General features: G+C 63.2%; 12 protein-coding genes. 7 read left to right on the top strand and 5 right to left on the bottom strand.

The features are described from left to right. Window positions 1-280 precede the first annotated feature (280 nt). Window positions 281-6,649: an RHS repeat protein gene (locus D4765_RS06025; RefSeq protein WP_161580367.1), complete on the bottom strand. Its 6,369-nt coding sequence runs from the start codon at window positions 6,647-6,649 to the stop codon at window positions 281-283. A gap of 32 nt (window positions 6,650-6,681) precedes the next feature. Beyond that, entirely contained in the window at window positions 6,682-10,071 is a 3,390-nt protein-coding gene (locus D4765_RS06020; protein ID WP_136641390.1) for a LamG domain-containing protein, read from the bottom strand. Window positions 10,072-10,485: 414 nt separating this feature from the next. Here D4765_RS06020 and D4765_RS06015 point away from each other — a divergent pair, with 414 nt between their 5' ends. From D4765_RS06015 to D4765_RS05995, 5 genes are all read left to right on the top strand, one after another. Next, window positions 10,486-11,679: a CaiB/BaiF CoA transferase family protein gene (locus tag D4765_RS06015; protein ID WP_136641389.1), complete on the top strand. Its 1,194-nt coding sequence runs from the start codon at window positions 10,486-10,488 to the stop codon at window positions 11,677-11,679. Next, window positions 11,676-12,509, top strand: a complete 834-nt coding sequence (locus tag D4765_RS06010; RefSeq protein WP_136641388.1) for a citryl-CoA lyase — start codon at window positions 11,676-11,678, stop codon at window positions 12,507-12,509. The genes D4765_RS06015 and D4765_RS06010 overlap by 4 nt, the downstream gene beginning before the upstream one ends. A gap of 2 nt (window positions 12,510-12,511) precedes the next feature. Beyond that, entirely contained in the window at window positions 12,512-13,372 is an 861-nt protein-coding gene (locus D4765_RS06005) for a DODA-type extradiol aromatic ring-opening family dioxygenase (RefSeq protein ID WP_136641387.1), read from the top strand. Beyond that, a complete protein-coding gene (locus D4765_RS06000) occupies window positions 13,369-13,743 on the top strand; it encodes a hypothetical protein (RefSeq protein ID WP_136641386.1) in 375 nt (124 codons plus the stop codon). Before D4765_RS06005 ends, D4765_RS06000 begins: the two co-directional genes overlap by 4 nt. Window positions 13,744-13,811: 68 nt before the next feature. After that, window positions 13,812-15,296, top strand: a complete 1,485-nt coding sequence (locus D4765_RS05995; protein ID WP_136641385.1) for an amidohydrolase family protein — start codon at window positions 13,812-13,814, stop codon at window positions 15,294-15,296. Between the two features lie 31 nt (window positions 15,297-15,327). Here D4765_RS05995 and D4765_RS05990 read toward each other — a convergent pair whose 3' ends face one another. After that, window positions 15,328-16,386, bottom strand: a complete 1,059-nt coding sequence (locus tag D4765_RS05990) for a ketopantoate reductase family protein (RefSeq protein WP_136641384.1) — start codon at window positions 16,384-16,386, stop codon at window positions 15,328-15,330. A gap of 88 nt (window positions 16,387-16,474) precedes the next feature. Here D4765_RS05990 and D4765_RS05985 point away from each other — a divergent pair, with 88 nt between their 5' ends. Both D4765_RS05985 and D4765_RS05980 read left to right on the top strand, forming a co-directional pair. Continuing rightward, the gene (locus D4765_RS05985; protein WP_136641383.1) at window positions 16,475-17,536 is read left to right on the top strand and encodes a ketopantoate reductase family protein; all 1,062 of its coding nucleotides are present in this window, start codon (window positions 16,475-16,477) and stop codon (window positions 17,534-17,536) included. Further along, window positions 17,533-18,312 (top strand): SDR family NAD(P)-dependent oxidoreductase, encoded by a 780-nt coding sequence (locus D4765_RS05980; protein WP_136641382.1) that lies wholly within the window; start codon window positions 17,533-17,535, stop codon window positions 18,310-18,312. The genes D4765_RS05985 and D4765_RS05980 overlap by 4 nt, the downstream gene beginning before the upstream one ends. Here the strand turns inward: D4765_RS05980 and D4765_RS05975 are convergent. Together D4765_RS05975 and D4765_RS05970 are read right to left on the bottom strand one after the other, a co-directional pair. Beyond that, complete coding sequence (locus D4765_RS05975) at window positions 18,309-19,304, bottom strand: zinc-dependent alcohol dehydrogenase (RefSeq protein WP_136641381.1); 996 nt, start codon at window positions 19,302-19,304, stop codon at window positions 18,309-18,311. The genes D4765_RS05980 and D4765_RS05975 overlap by 4 nt on opposite strands. 5 nt (window positions 19,305-19,309) lie before the next feature. After that, entirely contained in the window at window positions 19,310-20,215 is a 906-nt protein-coding gene (locus D4765_RS05970) for an NAD(P)-dependent oxidoreductase (protein WP_136641380.1), read from the bottom strand. Window position 20,216: the final 1 nt, after the last annotated feature.

Genomic DNA, 20,216 nt, shown 5'->3' with positions numbered 1-20,216 from the left:
GGGTATCGATAGCCTGAAATGATTCGCAAGTAACTCGTATGACGTCTCCTGACTGCATCTCGACCTGAAGCTGCTTCTCATTTGGTGAGTCCGTTACAGCAATTGAATTTATCGATACGCTGCGACCCCAAGGATATTCAACGGGAACAGCTAATGCTTTGACATTTTTTGCAAGTATCGATAGATGCAAATTCCCTGACTTTGCGGTTATCACTACTGTCCTCGTCGCCCAGGTTAGGACGATATCAATAAGGGTCGAATCGTGAAAATCGTCGAGCATCTATTTTCCAATCGGTAGGTGTGCGTCTGGGGAATCCGCGTTCACGGGGTTGCCGTCGATGTCCAGACGCTGGCCGTTGGGGTCATTCACGTGCGCGTGGCCGCCATCAGAAGAATTGGGATGCGACAACACTCGTTGTTCTCCCGTAATTGGATCAATATACGCTCCCTTACCATTCATCGGATCAGGGCCTCGGGCGAGCAGACCGGACTCCCTCGCGATCGCGTCGATTTCCGCGGGCGAGCGATCAGCGATCCGTGCGGGTTCGATTAGAGGGCTTGTTCCGCTCGCGTCGGCCGCGACGCTGACATCCGCCTCCAAGCCTGTCAGTCCGCCCACAGTGCCGGGTCCATCCGGGGTGGATTCGGCGGCGACAATTCCCAATTGGATGAAGATCGTCGCAACAAACGCATCTACCGCATTTTGCTGGTAGATCGAACACACCATCAACCCTTCCGCTTCACATTGTGAGTCGGTTTGGTTATCCCCTGCTGGATTATTAGCGAGCGACGGACTTGATGCGAAGACGGGTGCATTGCGGAATTGGACCACTGCACGAAAAGAGGACCCGTTCTTTGACTTGCTACCCGCGCTACCACCCGCAGCCGAGGGAGCTGGGTCGGCACGCCCAGCCGCGCTACCACCACTTGCGTCAGAGTTCGCCCAATTCACGTTAGTTCCGTGGGCGCCCACATGGTCTGCGGAATTGTCTCCTCCGTTCTGATCGGTGTTGCCCTGCCAGTCGTTATCGTTCTCTCCAACGGGTCTGAGGCCGGTGGGGTCGGCGAGGGTGACGGGACTGTTATGGGAGTAGTCGTACCCGTTGTTTTGTTGCGGCTGGAATGGCGAGAGCACCGAGTCGACGGTGAGGAATTTGCCGATCGTGGGGTCGTACGCGCGGGCCCCGACCTGGGTGAGCCCCGTCAACGATGAGGTGGGGTCATCGAGATAACGGTTCTGCGACGACCACGTAACGGCGGCGCCGCGGTTGTTACCGTACGGGTCCTGATACCGGTGGGTGCTCGTGCCGGTAGTGGCATCGGTTTCGAGGTCAGGGGTACCGTCTATATCGTTACCGAGCCAGAACAGGGCGCTGGTCGATGATCCTGCAGCACTGGTGCGTTCCGCAACAGGGGTACCGTTCAGCGAGTACGTACGCACCACCGACTGGGCTGCCGCGCCGGCCGCGACCCGGATCTGAGTGTCACCGAGATACAGGGTCGCACCGCTCGCGGGATCCTTTTGAAGCAGCAACGTACCCGACGCGTCGTACACATCAGTCAGTACCGATGACCCGACAGTGTCAGTCGCAACCTTCCCCGTGGGCGTGTACGTCAGCGCCTGGCCAGGCCGGGCGGTTGTGTCACCCCCAGCATCGTAACCGTAGACACTGTTCGTAGTCGTACCCGTAGTAGTGGCTGAAACCTTTGACACGGCATGTGGATGCGCCGCACCTGCGACAGGGTACGTGAACGCCTTGGCGGTGTCTGCGCCGGTACCGGAAGTTGCGTGATCGACGGCCGCGGTACGGTTCCCCGTAGCCGGATCAACCACGTAACTCTTCCAAAACGGCGCCGCACCCCCGACAGTAGTGCTCGTCGGGGCCGCAGCGCACGAAGCGCTCGTTGGCGTCCAGACAGCGGTGAGGTTCTGCAGATAATCGTACGTATAGCACTGAGTGTCGGATGCAGTGCCCGTGGTTTTGTCGGAGGTGACGTTCCCGGCGTTGTCATGGCTGTACACGCGCTGGGACTGCATCGCGTCGATGCCACCGGTGACGGTGTCGTCTGCGATGTTCGCGATCGCGCCGGTTGCGGGGTCATACCCGTATCCGGTGTATGCCGTGGTGGTGCCGTGTTTTTCGTATTGGGAGACTTGGCCAAGGGCGGTGTATGAGGTGAGACCGTAGGAGGTCAGGCCCCATGTGCCGAGGAGGTTGCCGAGACTGTCGTAGCTGTATTGAAGCGCTTCGTCGGTGATGCCACCGGCCGCGGGGTAGTCCTTTTCAGCGAGGGCGCCGTCTGGGTAGTAGTACATGTTGGTGCTGTACGTGGTGCCAGAGAATGCGGGCGCTCCGGTGGGGATGCTGATGGTTTCACCAGCGGGATCGCTGAGGCCGTCGTAGCCAGTGATGGTATCGGTGTACGCGAGGCCGGGGTGTCCGGCGGTAGAGCCGGTGTAGCTGGCCGAGCTTGCGAGTTGGCCTTTTCCTCCGGCGGCGGTGTCGTAGGTCCAGGAGGCTAGCTCGAGTCCTGTTGCGTCAGCAGCGTTTTGGTATTGCGCTATTTTGCGGTTGAGAGCGTCGTATGAGTACGCGAGAGTGATTCCCCGGCTGTCGGTCGTTGTCAGCGGGTAACCGGCGAGGGTGTAGGTGCTGTTCGTGGTGCCGGTGTCGGGGTCGACGGCTTGAGTTTGATGACCGAGAACATCGAATGTCCAGCCCCAGGCATTGGCGGCGGGGTCGGTCATCGAGGTCATGTTTCCACGGACGTCGTATCCGTAGCTGGTCGTCTCGGTAGTGCCGCTGATGGTGGGGGCGAGGTACTGCACGAGTTTTGTTTTCTCGCCGAGGGTGTTGGTGTATGTGCTAGTCGGGGTGCCTCCGGCGGGAGGTATGGTGTCGGTTCTGTCTGCTCCGGGGTAACTGACGCTGGTTCGGTACCGCTCGGTGAGGTTCTGGTTCAGCACAGTGGATGTTGCGCGGCCGGCACCGTCGTAGTTGGTGAGCACTTCAGAGGCGATGTTCTGCTCGCTGTAGCCCACGAACAACGAAGCGGACATGGTTGTCGTCGTTTCGTAGTACGGGTTGTTCGTCATGTAGACGCGGCCGGCGGGGTCATAGGCCGTGTCGGTGATGAGGGTTCCGCCGTAGGTCGCGGCTTGGGTTTGGATTTGTCGGCCGAGCCCGTCGTAGAGGGTGAATTGTTCTACGTTTTGTCCGGCTTTGATGGTTGTTGTCGAGACGGCGTTCGGTGAGCTTTGGGAGAGGGTGTACCCGTAACCAATGGACGGCGAGCCGGGGTTATCGGATTGCGACCAATTCGGCAGCCATACTTTGGTGCGATGCCCGAGGGGGTCGTAGACGGCAGTGGTGAGGTTTCCGTTCTGGTCGGTCGCGCTGGTTTCTGCGCCTCGAGACGGGTCGAGCGTTTCGGTGTTCGTCCAGCCGAGCGGGTTTGTTGTCACGACTGTGGTCAGCGCACCCGACCCGGCCGTTGCGGTTGCCGGGGTGTACGCCGTGGTGGTGGTGTGGCTCATGATGTCGGTCGTTGATGTGGCCCTGCCGAGTGTGTCGTAGGCCGCTTTCCCAGATTGGGTCCAAACGGCGGTAGCTGCCGTCGATCCGGCATACGAAGACACGACCTGCGTCGTCGTTGCGTCACCCTTCGCTGGAGCTACCGCCCAGGCGAGAGAGTCGTAGACGGTTCGGGTGTCGGAGATTGCGGCGGCCGGGTAGACGGCGGCGGCAACGTTGGCACAAGCAGTACCGATCTTGGCGGTTTCGTCGGGCAGACCGACCAGCCAGGCGGCGGTGTTCGCGGGTGTGTAGCTGGTCGTCGTGCAGGTGCTTCCTGCATCAGAGGTGGCAGTGTTGACCGCTACCGGCAGGCCGTAAGTGCTGTCGTAGCTTGTTGTTGTGTCGGTGGTGCGGTTGCCTCCGGTCGAGACGGGTTGGCTGAGCACGGATTCCTGCTGGCCCGTCATCCGAGCAGTGTTTGTGTTGTCGTTTGCAGTTACACCGCCGGCCCAGGGTGTATTGACGGTGTCGGAGATGGCGGCGCCGCCGACGCCGTTCAGGACTTTCACCTCGCGGGCACTGCCGGCGAACCATCTCGAATCTGCGAGGGTGCTGCTGCCGGTGACTTTCGCCGTCTTGGTTCCGCCGGATGCGGCAGCTCGGTCGCCGTCCATGCCTTGATAGAAGGTGTAGTCGGTTGCCGTGTTGCCGTTCCTAATTTCGACAGCGTTGTAGCCGGCGTACTGCGACCACGTTTTCTGAGCGTCGGGAGTGAGCGGTGACGTGTCGTATCGCCATGCCGGAGTTCCGGTGTAGACGTAGTCGGTTTCCTGTGGGCGATCATTGCCGCCACCGGTCTTCGGGTTGGAGATGACCGAGGTGACAACGTATTTGTGAAAAAGGTCCTCGGTTGTCGCGGCGGCGGGCACGACTTGAGGTGTCCACCATTGGGGGAAGCACCGACTGGTATTTGTCTGCGGCGATGCCTCTATGGCGGCCGCGCCAGAGGGGGTGCATTGCTGGGCCGAGTAGTTCACAGAAATGACGGCCCCAGCCGATGTCTGAATCGAGGCGATACGCCATTTGTCCAGAGGCGCGAGGCCATTGATCACCCACACCCGGTTCTGCATGGTTGTGCCGGCGAACGTGGTGGTGGGTTCTGCGAGTGAGGTTGCTCCGTCGTAACCGGTGTGGGCGACCTGGGTCAGCCAGAGAGCTGCATTGGTGAGATCGCCGGGGTCAGGGAAAGAGTGTCCGAGTGTCCACACGTCGACGTTCGTATAAGCACCTGATTTCAGGGCGCTGGTGGTGACGGTATTGAGCATTCCGGTGGTCCAGAATGTCGGCGAGAGAAGGTTCGGGCAGGTGGCGCCGTTGCAGAACTGGTCAAACGGTACGTCTGGATACGAGGTGGGGTGCGCCGCCGCGACGGCGGGCGATGTGATGGTCTCGGTTGTGCAGTTCGCATGCGTCGAGTCGGAACAGCGGCCGTACTGGTCGTATCCGTAGGCAACTTTGTCTGAAGCGGCGTTCGCTGCGTAGATCGTTGCTGACGTCATACCGTAGTCGATGTGGTCCAGCTGCCCACCACGTATGTAGGAGGTAGCGGCAGAACCGTTTTGGGCGTACTTGTTGGTCTCGGCGGCGTAGTAAAGCGCTTCGGCGTTACTGTGCACGTCGACGACGTAGTCGAGGTTCCACCGCCATGCCTGATTACAGGAGGAGGCGGCGAAGGTGGAGGCATGGCACGGTTCTCCGGCGTCATTGCCGAACACCGGAACGGTCCACGCAGAATTCGTTGTTGCTTTGCCGCTGGCCCAGCCGGGGAGCTGGTTCAGGCCGAAGAAGTACTGTGTGCCATCACGGGTGGTGAGTCGCCAGCAGTCGGTGTCGTACGTTCCGTTGGCGGCACAGCCCTGGCCGGTACCGACGAGGTGGTCGATGCGGGAACCGTCATCGGATTGGAGTTTCCACACCCCGGTAGAGGCATCTTTCACGAGTTGCCCAGTGTGTCCACCGAGCGAAAGTGTCGCGTTGTCGGTTTTCCAGCACAGGTCACCCGAGGTCGCGACAGCACCTGACGCACCGTTGTCTTGGGAACAGGAGACGTACGTGCGTTCGATGAACCCGCTGCCGCCAATCGACCAGCCGTCCCCGACCGCAGAAGGCTGGTTGTTGCTAGAACCGGTCTCACCGTCAACAGACTGCGAGTCGTATGTCAGGCCGATGCTCGGTGCGGGCCCGGCCGCTGCCGGTGGAACGGTCATGGGGTAAGACCAGGAGAAATCACCTGTCTGAGCCGACACATCCCACGACGACGCAGGCTTCAGCGATGTCGCCGAGAACGACCCTGTCCCGCTCGATGACACCGGGGCGGACATCGGGGTGAGCATCACAGCGGTCGAAGAAATCCGAGGGGTGAGAATGATCGCATTGTGATCGGTGTCGGGTGTTGCCGCGACGGCAGTTTCTGCATTCTGATCCCCGGGGGTCGCTCCGTCTGGGAGCTGCACCCATCGAGTTCGGGAAGCGAAGTCAGCTCCATACAATCCGGCCAGGACGCTGTTCGGGATGCGCACACCGACAGGTGCCGCGCCAGCGGCGTTGTCCGCGCGCACCAGTTTCAGCACCAAACCAGTGAGACCGTGTTTTGCTGCCGTGTTTTGGTCGAGCACGGTGGCTGTGACTGATTGCACGGAAGGCGTCAACGAATCGGTGACGGCTCTGGCGGTCGCCGACGTCGGCGCCACGGCTGCAGGCGCCGCAGGGGCGATGCTCAGCCCAGTCGATCCCAGCGGCGACCAGTCCCCGTTCGTCACTGCGGGCGTACCGCCGCCAGCTGCACGGGATGCGAGAAGCGTGGCAGAGGCCTTTGCCGGGGTCGAGACAGTGTAAGAGCCAGCGCTTGGCAGGGCAGACGCCGAGATGGGGGCGTTCGCCGATGACGAGGGCGGCTCAGCGGCGCTCAATGCGGGGGCGGAAGCGCCGGGCACCGCGATACCGATGAAGGGAGCCGGATGGGCAAACGCTTCTGCCGAAAGGGCACCGACCCCGGTCATCGTCACGGCCACCACCGCGATCGAGACCCCCAGCGCAGTCGGTCGCATGAACGGGCGTGTGCGGTGTGACATGGTGGTGCCTTTTCCTGGTCGAGGGTAACGGGTCACGGAAGCGGGTTCAGCCCGGCGAGTGAAGCCAGTTGGAAGCCGTCGAGCACACCTTGGAACGCCACCGGATTCGAGATTTCGCCATCCCATTGGTTGCCCGTGCTGCCGTCGGACACAGCCGACCCGACGACCAACGGCGAGGTTGCAGAGATTTCACTGGATGGAGGCACATGGCTGACGACAGACGTACTGTCTGCCGGAGTCGGACTAGCGCTGGTCAGCACCCTTACCTCCTGGTTGGTTGCATCCCAGATGCCCGTCACCATCGTCCAAGTGTTCGCAAGCGCGGGAGCTGTCACGGAGGCACAGTCCACAATGTCGATACCGGATTGCGTTCGCACACAGAAGCGCCAGTGCCCGCCGTTTGCTTTTTGGAGGTAGAACGCGGAGTTCGCGTTCGTTCCAGAACCGGATTCGCTCATCGCCGTGTAATTGCCACCGGCTAGGTTCGCGGCATCCAATTTCACCCACGCAGATACGGTGAAACTCTTCGTAGTGTCGATCGCCTGTGCCGGGGCCAATACTGCGGGGGATCCTGACGTGTTCGCGGTGACCGTCGGCGCTATGCCAGCCAGATAGCCCAGCACGATGCCGGTACCGAATCCCAGGCAGCCAACATCAGGGGCATCAAAGTGATGCCCGTTCGATGCAATGGAGCACTGGTAGAGCGGCAACGCTGGAACCCCAGCAGGAACAGCGGCAGAAGTGGGCCAGAAATACCCCATACTCACCCCGGTGACGCCGGTTCCTTCGCACGTCGACGACGTCGACGTCATATCGCCCGTAGACAACGGGCAGGAATAAAATTCCTGCATCCCCGTCACCGCTGCCGCCGAGGCCGCTAGGGGAACGTATTGTCCGAGCGCGACTTCGAAAGTGTAACCAGCCGGCGCGAACCCATCAGAGAACGCAGCATCGTCAACACCGTTGTAGTACCTCGCCAATTCGAGATACCCGGGCAAGGTCATCACGTGCCGTGCAAGCCCAGTCATCACGATGTGATCGGTCGACGTGACGTTTGTTCCGGCACCTATTTTCAGAACCTTCTGCGCAAAGAGAGACGTTCCTGTGGTGGTGTTCTTGTCTGCTACCGCTCCCACGATTGGCGTCGCGGTATTCATGGGCCACTGGTGGCCCTTTGCCGCGACAACGTTTCCCGCGTTCGGGTTCGAGGCCGACACGGCCGTGTCGGCATTCGCCAAGATCGTTTGACCCGCCGAGGATGTGGAGGCATTGCCTGCCAGATCGAAAGTAGCGACCCATAACGTCGACGTGTCAGCTCGCGGAGCGACAGTGATGAGTGGAGAAGTGCTGGACGAATCAGCACACGCGAAGCGGACACCCCCGACGGGGGCCCTTGTGCAGGTTGGGGCATTTCCCAGGGCTGGAAGCGGTGGGGTTGTGGCGGTCGAGGTATCGTTCGTCCACCAATAGGCAAACGTCGCGATGTGATCCGTTGGAGAGGATGTGAACTTGACGGTCATTGGCTGCCCGACCGTGTACGGTCCTGCAGAAACATCGCTGATCACCGGCACGGCGGGCGGGCTGTCAAGCGCATCGAAATAGCAGGGAGAGCTTGCCGGTCCCCAGTCGATGCCATCCTCGGATTGCGCATACCACGCATACCGGCCGGTGGGCAGGGTAACTGGCAGCTGCACGGACTGTGGAGCGCTTTGCGCTTGTGCAGGTGAGCCGTCGTACGGCCAACCCAGTGGGGCGAAAGTGTTCGCGCCCGTGTCGGTGTTCTTCAGGTAGAACGCGGTTCCGAGGTTCTGCTGATCCGGATCTGACACGTTTGCCTGCAAAACAATCGACTGGTTCCCATTCAGGTACGCCGGATTGTTAGGGTCGTTGCTGCACCCCCTAGGAGGGCTCGTGATCGACAATCCAGTCGGCGCATTCGGGTAGGAGTTGTAGGTGACGGTGAGCGAAGCTGCTGTGCCGAAATGCTTTCGTGTGCCCGGGTCGGACTCGTTCGCGGCGCGCAGACCGAGCTGGACATTCGGCCATCCCCCACTAGCCGCGCTGATCGCGGTCGGGAGGGCGTTGAATCCCACGTTTCCCGGAGCCGCGCACGAACTGCCGTCGTTTGTGGACTGAGTGTCCAACAGCGCGTCCCACGCGTTGGGCTCGCCGTTCCATGTGAACCCCGGCGCGTCGGCCCCGTTTCCGTATTGCCAGGCCTGGATCGCTGTGGAGGTGCAGACGTTCGACCAATAAACCGCGGTGTTGAATGCCGCGGCGAGAATATGTTTGCCAGAAAGAGGCGTGGTGTCGAACTGCCAGAACGCATGAGAGAGATAGTTCACGGGCGAGGGGCCGCCGTAACCGACGGCCTTTATGCCGCCAGAGTTTGCATTGCCGTTCAGGTACACCGTGTCAGGGAAGGCGCGGTCTGTGAACCAGTACGCCTGCGCCCCGGTGCCCCAATCTGGATCGACGTACAGCGGGTAGGTGATCTTCTGGGTATCTATGACGGCGCCGACATTCAGAGTCACATCGCTGCCGGTCGCCGCTTGGCTGACCGGGTGCGCTTCTTCCGCGCCGACGGGTCCATCGGGGCCAGAGTCCTTCACATTCGAGTCCCACCACACGGGGGCCGATGAGACCGTGTCCGAGTTGTCGGCCGCAGCAGAGGCGGTCTGTGGCTGGGCACCGTTCGGGGTTGCCGACAGTGTGTTGCCGGCACTCGGCGTGACCGTCGCGCCTTCGAGGCTGAGTTTCACCTGGTCAAGCTTCGGGTTCGCCGCCGCGTCGGGGGTCTTCACCACGAGCACCTCTGCCATACCCGCTGGAGTCGAACTCAACCGTAGGTCAACTCCGGGCAAGACGTTCGAATATAGGGCGTCATTGTCGGTCACAGTCGGTATCGGCAACGCCCCGTAGGGCCACTTCTCCGTCAACCACGCACCTGGGGTGACTTCCACCTTCGCCAGAAGATCGGTACCGCCCTCTGAAAACTGCACAGGGGAAGCGGCAGCTACTGGCGTCAACATTTTGTCTGGACCGTATGTGAGAGACGAATCGATGGGCACCCAACCGGCGTCCGTCTTTACACGAACCGGGAGCGTACTGGATTCAAGAGAAAACGACCCATTGGGCTCGACGGACACTTGTGAGGTGTCCGTCGTTTGCGAATCATCAGCAACCGGATGGTTGTACTTTCGTGCGATGGCTGCCGCAGCGATCGGGTCAGCGGCACGGTCACTATCTGGCCCGGTCGGCGTCACGGCGGCGGCAGTCGGAGTCGGTTCAGGTGTCTCCGTGGCGGGTTGCACGGTTGCGCTTACCGGGTTATCGGTCGGTAGAACCGTCGGCATGGCAGAGGCCATGCCAGCCACGCTCAGAGTCAGTGCGCCAATGATGGCAATGGAAGCAGTGGTCATGAAAACCGAACGACGAAAGCGCAACAGCACGTCCCCGACTGGCCGAAGTCAAACTTGGCCCCTAGATTTGGCGCCCCCAGGCAAAACCTAGGGCTCTCGGCAGATTCATAGCAACCCTTCTGTTCCACGCTTACGCCCGTTCGAACGCGATCCGCACTCGCTCCACCAGCCCCCTCGCCAACAATCACGCTGAATTTCACATCGGTGACGGTCGCAGTCGGAGACCAGAACCTGTGAGAAGTCTCATCTTTATGAACGGGTTTAGCGTTGAGCTGCGGCGACGCAGACCCATCTGAGGGCCGCCGATTCGGTTGTGCCGCGAGATGTCCAGCGACCGTTGACGAGAGACACGCCGAGGGGCATACTGAAGGTGTCCGCATGACGGACGTTTGTCCGTGAACAGATGTGGTGACGATGCCGAATCCAGTTTCCAGCCCTTCGGGCCCGCTCAAGGGGCTTATGGTGGCCGACTTCTCGAGGGTGCTGGCGGGGCCGTACTCCACGCAGATCATGGCCGACCTCGGCGCCACGGTAGTGAAGGTCGAGAGCCCCAAGGGCGACGAGACACGCGACTGGGCACCCCCCGAGCGCAACGGCGTCTCCACGTACTTTCTGGGCATCAACCGCAACAAGCGCGACGTGGTACTCGACTTCGGAAGCCCAGACGACCGCGCCCTCGCGCAAGAGCTCGCCGCCCGCGCCGACATCGTCATCGAGAATTTCAGGCCCGGCGGCCTGGCGAAGTTCGGCCTCGACTACGACACCGTTCGTGGCAGCAACCCGGCCGTGATCTACGCGTCGATCAGCGGTTTCGGTTCGCAGGGCGGTGCCGCACTGCCGGGCTACGACCTCATCGTGCAGGCGGCGTCGGGGCTGATGAGCCTCACGGGCGACGCCGACGGCACGGCGTACCGCAGCGGGGTGTCGGTGTTCGACATCATGACAGGCATGCAAGCCACTATCGGCATTCTCGCGGCGCTCAACCACCGCAACAGCACCGGCCAGGGCCAGCACGTCGAGGTGAACCTGCTGTCGACGGCACTCTCGGCCATGGCCAATCACAGCTCGACGTATGTCGCCGGCGGCCAAGTGCCGTTTCGCATGGGCAACTCGCACCCCAGCCTGTTTCCGTACGAACCGCTCGCTGCGAGCGACGGCGAGATCGTCATCGTCGCCGCGAACGATGCCCAGTTCGCCAAGCTGGCGACGGCCCTCGGCATCGGCGAGCTCGCGGCCGATCCGCTGTTCGCGAAGACCGAGCTGCGCAACCGAAACCGTGAGCAGCTGCGCCCGCACCTGCTGAAGGCCCTCGCCACCAAGACGGTGAGCGAGTGGTTCGACATTCTGACCGCGGCGGGCGTCGCCTGCGGGCCGATCAACACGATCGACGGCGGGGTGGCCCTCGCCGAGCGGCTCGGACTCCGACCCGTGGTGATGGTGGGAGACGGGGATGCCGCGGTTCCGATGATCAGAAACGCAATCGACTTCTCGCTCACACCTCCGGCCTATGTCAGCGCACCACCGGCCCTCGGTGCCGACAATGACGAGATCAGGGCGTGGCTGCAGGCTCCCCGAGACGCGAACACAGAGAACCGGAGCATCCAGTGACAGACCAGCCGACAGCATCCGCCCAGCCGGGCCAGCCCGCCCAGCCCACCTACCCCACCGGCATCGGCACCAGCGACCTCACCAGCATCTCCCTGCTGGGCCAGGACATCACCGGACTGCTCGGCGCCCTCACCTTCGGCGAACTCGCGTTCTGGCTGGTGGCGAAGCGCCGCCCCACGAAGGGCGAGGGCCGCGTGTTCGAGGCGGTGCTCGTGTCGCTGGCCGACCACGGCTTCACCCCCACGGCCATCGCCGCGCGGCTCACCTACTACAGCGCCCCCGACTCCATTCAGGGCGCTGTCGCAGCGGGTCTGCTCGGCGGCGGCTCACGGTTTCTGGGCGTGACCGAGAACACGGGGGTCTACCTCGACGAGATCGTACAGAGCCTCGGCGACGACACGAGCGGCTTCAGCGCCGACGCGTGGAACGACGTGGCGCGCCGGGCGCTCGAGCAGGCGAAGAGTGACGGGCTGCGCATACCCGGGCTCGGGCATCCGGTACACAAGACGGGAGACCCGCGCACACCCGTCATCATGCGCATAGCCCGCGAAGAGGGAACATTCGGGCCCCACCTCGAACTGTTCGCCGCCATCGGGCGGGTGCAGCAGGAGGTGTTGGGCAGGAACCTTCCGCTGAACGGGGCCGGGGTGGCCGGCGCCGCGCTGGCCGATCTGGGGCTGCCCGTAGCCATGCTGCGAGGTTTCGCGCTGCTCGCCCGCACGGCCGGGTTGCTCGGCCACATCGCCGAAGAGCAGGTCACGCCCATCGGCCCCGACGTGTACTTCTCTGTCGACCGCAATGCGGTGTACGTGCCGCCGGAAGGAGTCTGAGCATGGCAGAACTCGCCGCCGTACTGGCGACCACCCACCACCCGTTCTACCTCAAGGCCACCACCGCGCCGCCAGAAGACCGGATGGCCCAGGCCGACGAGTGGCAACGAAAGGTCGAGGCGTACCGCGAGACCCTCACGGCTGCGAAACCCGACATTCTCGTCATGGTGGGCGCCGACCACTTTCACCAGTTCTTCTCCGACAACTACCCCGCCTTTCTGATCGGCAAGCAACCGAAGTACGACGCCATCTTCTACAACGAGGAACGCGAGTTCGGTATCCCGAAGTATCTGCTCGACGGCCACGAAGACCTGTCGGGCTTCATGCTTCAGGGGCTGCTCGACCGCGGTTTCGACTTCGCGGTGAGCCACGAGCTGAAGCTCGACCACTCGATCATCTGCCCCATCATCACCACTAGGCCGGGCGCTGACCTGCCCGTGGTGCCGATCTACACGAACATCTTCGCGCCGCCGCTGCCGAGCCCGAAACGGTTCTACGACCTCGGCCGGGCCATTCGCAGCATCATCGATGAGTACCCCTCCGACCAGCGCATCGCCGCCGTGGGCAGCGGCCATCTCTCGCTCGAGCTCGGCGGCCCACGCCAGTTCGGCGAGACAGGGCCCGACCCGGTGTTCGACCGCAAAGCCATCGACTGGTTGGCCAGCGGCGACATCGACGCGATTCTCGAGAACGTGACCCACGAGAGCATGGCCGGCGCCGGCAATGCCACCCACGGCTTCATGGATCTCATCTTGATGATGGGCATCGCCGGCGCCATTCCGGCCGACTACGTCGACGAACTCGACCTCTTTCACACGCGCGAGATGTACATGACGTGGTACCCGAAAGGTGACCCCCGATGAGCAAGTACTACGTGAACAAGTTTCTCTACCAGGTCGACCGCGACCCGGCGCTGCTGGCCGCCTACAAGGCCGACCCCGCCAGCCTCGTCGAACGCTGGCAAGACGAGTACGGCCGATGGCTCGGCGCGAGCAACCGTGTCGAACAGACCACGTGGCTCTCGTTCACCGACGGCGAGCGCACGGCCCTCATCGAGCACGACTACGCCACGCTCTTCGAGCTCGGCGCCCACTTCTTTCTCACCCTCACCATCTTCATCGCTCTCTACAACGACGACTACGAGACGAAGGCCGGCCCGCTCGCCTTTCAGCGCGAGTACGCCGAGAAGCTGTCGCACTGGCTGGGCCGCGACTACCCCACGGTCGCCCTCTAGCTCTTCTTTCACCGCCCCAAGTCTTTCACCACCCCACGTTTTTCACCGCATCGCCGAAGGAGTCGAAAATGCCTGAACACACCACCCCCGAGTTGCCGACGGATGCCCGCCCCACCGTCTTTCGGCACGCGACCGTCGTCACCGTCGATGCCCAGAGACGCGTACTCCAGAATGCCGACGTTCTGGTGATCGGCACCGATATCGCCGCCATCGGAACAGGCCTCGCCGTGCCCGACGGCACCTTCGAGATCGACGCCACCGGCGGCATCGTGATGCCCGGCATGATCGACACCCATCGCCACATGTGGCAGACGGCCATGCGCGGGTACGGTGCCGACTGGACCCTGACGCAGTACTTCGTCTGGTACTACCTTGAGCACGGTAAGAGTTTTCGCCCCGAAGACGTGTACGCCGGCAACCGCTTGTCGGCGCTCGACGCGATTGATGCGGGGGTGACCACGACGGTCGACTGGTCGCATGGGCTCCGCACGATCGAACACGGCGAAGCCGCGCTGGAGGCTCTTCGGGCATCCAGTGGCCGCTTCGTACTGGCGTATGGCAACATCTTCGCGGGGCCGTGGGAGTGGTCGGCCGACCCCGACGTGGTGAACTTTTTGAAGAAAAACAACACGGGGGCCGAAGACCTGAAGTTTCAGCTGGCGTTCGACGTGACAGGCGACCCCGCATTTCCCGAGCGGGCGGCATTCGAGGCGGCCCGTGAGCTCGGTCTGCCCGTCACCACCCACGCTGGAGTATGGGGCGCGACGAACGACGACGGCATCAGGCTCATGCACGAGAACGGGTTCATGACCCCCGAGACCGTCTACGTGCACGCGGCAACGCTGACCGACGACTCGTACCAGCGCATCGCAGCCACCGGCGGTTCGGTCTCACTCTCGACCGAGAGCGAACTGAGCTGCGGGCAGGGCTACCCGCCGTCGTGGATCCTGCGCCAGCACGGCATTCCCGTGTCGCTGTCGGTCGACACCTCGGTCTGGTTCTCGAGCGACCTGTTCTCGGCGATGCGCTCGACCCTCGGGGCCGACCGCGGCTGGGAGCACATGCGCGCGCACGAGAAGGGCGACACCGTCACCCATTCGCACCTGCGGGCCGAGCACGTGGTCGACTGGGCCACCCGCGGCGGTGCCGAGAGCCTCGGCATGGGCTCGATCGTCGGGTCGCTCGAGGTGGGCAAACGGGCCGACATCGTGCTGATCAAGAACGACGCCTCGCCCACCATGTACCCGATTCTGAACCCGAGCGGCCACATCGCGCTACAGGCCGGGCGGGGCGACGTTCACACCGTCATGGTGAATGGGGTCATCGCCAAGTACGACGGCCGGCTGCTCGGCGACGAGCTCAGCTCGGTGAAGAAGCAGGTCGAGTCGACCGTCGAGTACCTGCAGGGCGAGCTGGGTGAGCCGGCGTGGACGCAGGGTATGAACCCGGATGCTCCCGAAGCGAAGATGCTCGACAACCCCTACACGTATACGCAGTACAAAGACTCGTCGACGCACCAGGCCGACGCGGAGAGGGCTGACGCGGAGGCGTGAGCGGGCGATTCCTGTCGTAGCCGGCTGACCTTCACCGAGGAAGGGGGCGCAGCTCGGCCACCCGCTGCCGCAACGGGCCGCCGAGATGACGACCCCGATTGAGCTCGCCCCGCTCAATCGCATGTGCGAACTCAACCATCGCCGTATTCGCGGGCGCCTGCTCGCCGTGGCGCGCCAGGGTGTCGACAACATAACCGTTGAGTTCGTCGACCTCGCTGTGGCGGTCTTTGATCCAGTCTTGCAGCACAGTTGATCGCGAGTGGCTGAGTACATAGTGAGCCAGCAACTCGTCGAGCACCGTTTCGACGAACGTTTCAGGGGTGGTCGCTGCCATGCCGAAGATGGGCCGGATGCTCGCCCCCTCGAGCTGCGCGGCCCGCACTGCCTCGTTTCCAGCCTCGAGCATCAGCCCCCGCATCAGCGGGTCTCTGGCGCAGTCGGCTATCGAGAGGTCGACGATGGCCGAGGGAACGAGTTCGGCCGCATTCAGGATGAGCTTCATCCACTTGGCCGACACAATGTCGTCGGTGACCTCTACCGTTCCCGCATGACGGAGTACGGCTGCGACGGCCTCTGCGTGCGGGGCAGCGTCTGGGTGCACGGGCCCCACCGCGAACCACGATCGTTCGTGACTGCTGTGCCGCTCGACGATGCCCGGCGTGTACATGGCCGACGTGATTTCGATGACGGCACCGAGGGCGCGGTTCGCGCCGAGAACCTCCGCGATGGTGTCGCCGGTCATCCCGTTCTGCACCCCCACCACCACACCGCCGTCGGCAACGTAGGGTTTGATGAGTTCGCACGCCCACCGCGTGTCGTAGGCCTTCACCAGAAGCAGCACGATGTCGAACTTCGAGCGCAACGTGGCCACCTCGCAGAGGTGCAGAATCGGAGGCCTGGTCACCGTCTCGTGACCTGCGAGCTGCACACGCACGCCGTCGAGCCTGATGGCCTCGACATTGGCGGGCCATTGGTCGATGAATGTGACATCGAGCCCGGCGCGGGCCACATCGACGCCGATGGCTGAGCCGTTGGCGCCGTTGCCGAGCACTGCGATCCGTGGCTGGGCGTTTTCAATTGTGTGCTCCATCGCACCTCCATTTGTACAGTCAGAATACACAATCGACAGTCAGGGCGTACGATATTAACGTCAGTTGAACTCATAGATGAGGTGCTCGGTGTCCCCAGCAAAATTCGCGGTCGTTGGCACCGGCGCTAACGGAGCCTCTATCGGCGCCGACCTTGTGCGCGCCGGGCTCGATGTCACGTTCATCGACCAGTGGCCGGCCCACGTAGAGGCGATGCGCGCCGATGGCCTCACCGTGCACCTGCCCGACAGAACCGAAGTCACCCCGGTGACGGCCTACCACTTGTGCCAGGTTGCAGAACTACGCGACACATTCGACGTGGTCTTCATCTCGGTCAAGTCATACGACACTCGCTGGGTGTGCGAATTGATCAAGCCGCTTCTGCAGCCCGACTCGGTGGTGGTGGGCCTGCAGAACGGCATGACCATCGACGACATCGCCGAGATCTGCGGCGAAGAACGAACCGTGGGGGCCGTACTCGGCATCGCCGCAAACATGTTCGAACCCGGGGTAGTGGTTCGTCAGTACGACAAATCCGAGACATGGATGACCGTGGGTTCGCCCGGCGCAGCCGCTGTGTCCGGCGTGGCTCTCGCGGCCGAGGCCCTCGGGCACGCGGCTATTGCGAGCGTCACCGACGACATTCGTGCAGCCAAGTGGATGAAGCTCATCGCCAACATTCCCGAGATGCTGCCCTCGGCTATCCTCGACGTTCCTCTTCTCACCGCGGTCTCATTCGATGGCATCCGGCCCGTGATGGATGCCGCCTCTCGCGAGGCCTACGCGGTGGCTTGTGCCCTCGGCATCACCATGGTTCCCATTTTCGGCATGACAGAGGCCGATGTCGACCCTGACGACGCCTACTCACTTCGCCTGCTCGACCAGGTTCTGGCCCATTATTCGAGGCCCGACACCCGCGTAGCTGTGCTGCAGGACTGGATGAAAGGCCGTCGCGCCGAACTCGACGCGTTCAGCGGGTACATCGTTCGGCGCGGCCACGAACTCGGCGTTCCCGTTCCCGTGAACGAGGGCATTCTGGCCATTGCCGAACGCATCGAGGCAGGCGAGCTGCGCCCCGATACCGCCAACGTGGCCGAACTCACCGCACTTCTTGACACGCGACCACCCACTACTGCGCAGGAGCAGAAATGACGAACCGTCTCACAGCAAAAACCATCATCGTCACCGGAGGGGGCTCGGGTATCGGGGCCGGCATCGCCCGCGGACTCGCCGCTGAAGGCGCCAACGTAGTTCTCGCCGACCTCGACCTCGAAGCAGCCCACAGCGTGGTCGACCAGATCACGACTGCGGGCGGCAGCGCGCTGGCCGTGCGGGTCGATGTATCCGACCGCGTAGCCGTCGCGGCCGGCATCGCCGCCACTGTCGAGAAGTACGGGCGCCTCGACGCCTACTTCAACAACGCAGGCATGAACTCCCCCATGAAGTTTCTCGAGATCACCGAGAGCAACTTCGAGCTGATCATGCGCATCAACGCCCTGGGAGTGCTCATCGGCACCCAAGAGGCAGCGAAGCAGTTTCTTGCGCAGGGCGGGGGCGGCAAGATCATCAACACCGCATCTATTGCGGGGCGCACGGCGTTCGCGAGTTTCGCGCCCTACAGCGCCTCGAAGGCCGCGGTCATCTCGCTCACCCAGGCGGGCGCCCGTTCGCTGGCCGGCGACGGAATCACCGTGAACGCCTTCGCACCGGGTGTGGTGGCCACCCCACTCTGGACCAAGCTCGACTCCGACCTCGAGAAGATGGGTGAGGGTGACGCCGGCTTCGACTCGATGGCTGCGGGAATTCTGCTCGGGCGCCCGGCCCAGCCCGAAGACATCGCCCCTACAGCCATCTTTCTGGCGTCGAGCGACTCCGACTACATCACGGGCCAGGTCATCGCCATCGAAGGCGGCATGATCCTGGTCTAGCGCGGCACGGGGTCGCCGAGCAGGGGTGCATCGAATTCGATGTGAGCCTTGATGGTTGTCTGCGGCGAGTGCGCCGACTCCAGCGCCTGCAGGGCGTCGGCGGCAGCAAAGACGTTGGTGATGAGCGGGCTGAGGTCGATCTTCGTGTTGGCCAAGAAGCGAAGCGTGGCCGGCCACAGCCCCTCTGAACCGATGACCCCCGTGATGGCGAGCTCTTTCGACTGGATGAGCCCGAGCTTGGCGGGAGCCGACCGGCCCACGTCGATGCCCACGTAGCAGACGCGCCCACGGTTGGCCACGTATTCGAGCGCCAGTGCCATGACCTCGGGGCGGCCGCTGCACTCGATCACCACATTCGCACCCCGACCGTTTGAGAGGTCGGCGATGAACTCGGCTGCGGCATCCGGATGCACGGTGTGGGCGGCCCCGAGCTTCGTTGCAGCGACGCGGCGGTCTTCTGACGGCTCGACGACCACCGTCACGGCGCCCAGAGCTGCAGCGCCAGCTGTCACCGCAAGCCCGATGGGCCCGGCTCCGAGAACGACGAGAATGTCGCTGGCGTTGACGTTGCCGACCTTCATCAGCGCAGAGTAGGCCACGCTGAAGGGCTCGACGAGGGCCGCATCGGCGAACGACAGGCCGCTCGGAACCTTGTGCAGCCAGGCCGGCTTGGCGACGAAGTACTCGGCTCCGGCGCCGGAGATGGAGAACCCGAAGTGGTCATCGCCGATCACGCACTCGCCCACCACCGTGTCGCCGACAGTGAACCCGGTCACGTCGGAGCCGAGCGCTGCGACCTGGCCCGACCACTCGTGACCCGGGATGATGGGGTAACTGAACGGAATGATGTAACGACCCTCCAGCAGGTCGATGTCGGAGTGGCAGACGCCCACCCGTCGGGCTGCGATGAGCACCTCGTCACGGGCGATCTCGGGTGTGGCCAGCTCGAGCACTTCGGGCTGGTCTTGCGCGGTGAACTGCAGGGCCTTCATTGACGTCAACTTCCTTGTTCTGATGTGCGGTGCTCAGTGCGCTTGCGCGTCACTTCGGCGATGGATGCCCAGTCGAGTGCGGCCTGACCGTCAGCGATGGCCTCTTCGAAGACCTCGCGGAGAGTGTCTGCGCTCGGCAGCACCACACCGGTCTCGCCGGCAGCATCGATGGCCAGCCTCAGGTCTTTGAACCCGAGTTCGGTCGTGAACCCAGCAGGGAGATAGCGGCGTTCGACCATGGCCTGGCCATACCCCGAGTAGACGGGGCCGGGAAACAGGCTGTCGGCGGCCAGCTCGACGAACCGGCCCGCGTCGATCTGGCGTGACTCGAGAATGGCGACCGACTCCGAGATCGACTGCAGGGCGTGGATGATCATGAAGTTCATGCCGATCTTCACGACGTTGGCGTCGCAGGGGTTTGTGCCGAAGTGCCAGGTTCTGCGGCCCAGATCGGTGAAGAAGGCAGTGGCGCGCTCGATGGCCGACGGCTCACCGGCGACGAGAATCGAGAGCGCACCGGCGGCGGCCACCGTCGAACGGCCGAGCACTGGGGCCGCGACGTAACTGACCCCGGCGGCCGCGTGCGCTGCGGCCAGCCGGTCGGCAGCATCCGCGCTGACCGTGGCCATGTTGACGTGCACGGAGCCCTCGGGCGCAGACGCGAGCACCTCTTCGGAGAAGACGTCGAAGACGGCCTGTTCATTCGACAGAATCGAGAACACCAGTGTTGTCGCGAATGCCTCGGCAACCGATGAAGCTGCTGTCGCGCCCTTCTCGACGAGGCGTTCGACAGGCGGAGCAGATCGGTTCCACACGACCACGTCGTGGCCCGCCCCGACGAGCACTGCGGCCATGGCTTCACCCATGGTTCCGAGCCCGACGAAGGCCACCTTCTGCGGCGTTTCCGCCATC

This window comes from Subtercola vilae (assembly GCF_004923255.1).
In the GTDB taxonomy this organism is placed as follows: Bacteria; Actinomycetota; Actinomycetes; order Actinomycetales; family Microbacteriaceae; genus Subtercola; species Subtercola vilae.
This window is presented reverse-complemented; position numbering and strand designations above follow the sequence as displayed.

What these genes read in the sequence shown, in the direction of transcription:
- D4765_RS06025 (WP_161580367.1), bottom strand. Translation starts at nt 6,649, where the DNA reads ATGTCACACCGCACACGCCCGTTCATGCGACCGACTGCGCTGGGGGTC.
- D4765_RS06020 (WP_136641390.1), bottom strand. Translation starts at nt 10,071, where the DNA reads ATGACCACTGCTTCCATTGCCATCATTGGCGCACTGACTCTGAGCGTG.
- D4765_RS06015 (WP_136641389.1), top strand. Translation starts at nt 10,486, where the DNA reads ATGCCGAATCCAGTTTCCAGCCCTTCGGGCCCGCTCAAGGGGCTTATG.
- D4765_RS06005 (WP_136641387.1), top strand. Translation starts at nt 12,512, where the DNA reads ATGGCAGAACTCGCCGCCGTACTGGCGACCACCCACCACCCGTTCTAC.
- D4765_RS06000 (WP_136641386.1), top strand. Translation starts at nt 13,369, where the DNA reads ATGAGCAAGTACTACGTGAACAAGTTTCTCTACCAGGTCGACCGCGAC.
- D4765_RS05995 (WP_136641385.1), top strand. Translation starts at nt 13,812, where the DNA reads ATGCCTGAACACACCACCCCCGAGTTGCCGACGGATGCCCGCCCCACC.
- D4765_RS05990 (WP_136641384.1), bottom strand. Translation starts at nt 16,386, where the DNA reads ATGGAGCACACAATTGAAAACGCCCAGCCACGGATCGCAGTGCTCGGC.
- D4765_RS05980 (WP_136641382.1), top strand. Translation starts at nt 17,533, where the DNA reads ATGACGAACCGTCTCACAGCAAAAACCATCATCGTCACCGGAGGGGGC.
- D4765_RS05975 (WP_136641381.1), bottom strand. Translation starts at nt 19,304, where the DNA reads ATGAAGGCCCTGCAGTTCACCGCGCAAGACCAGCCCGAAGTGCTCGAG.
- D4765_RS05970 (WP_136641380.1), bottom strand. Translation starts at nt 20,215, where the DNA reads ATGGCGGAAACGCCGCAGAAGGTGGCCTTCGTCGGGCTCGGAACCATG.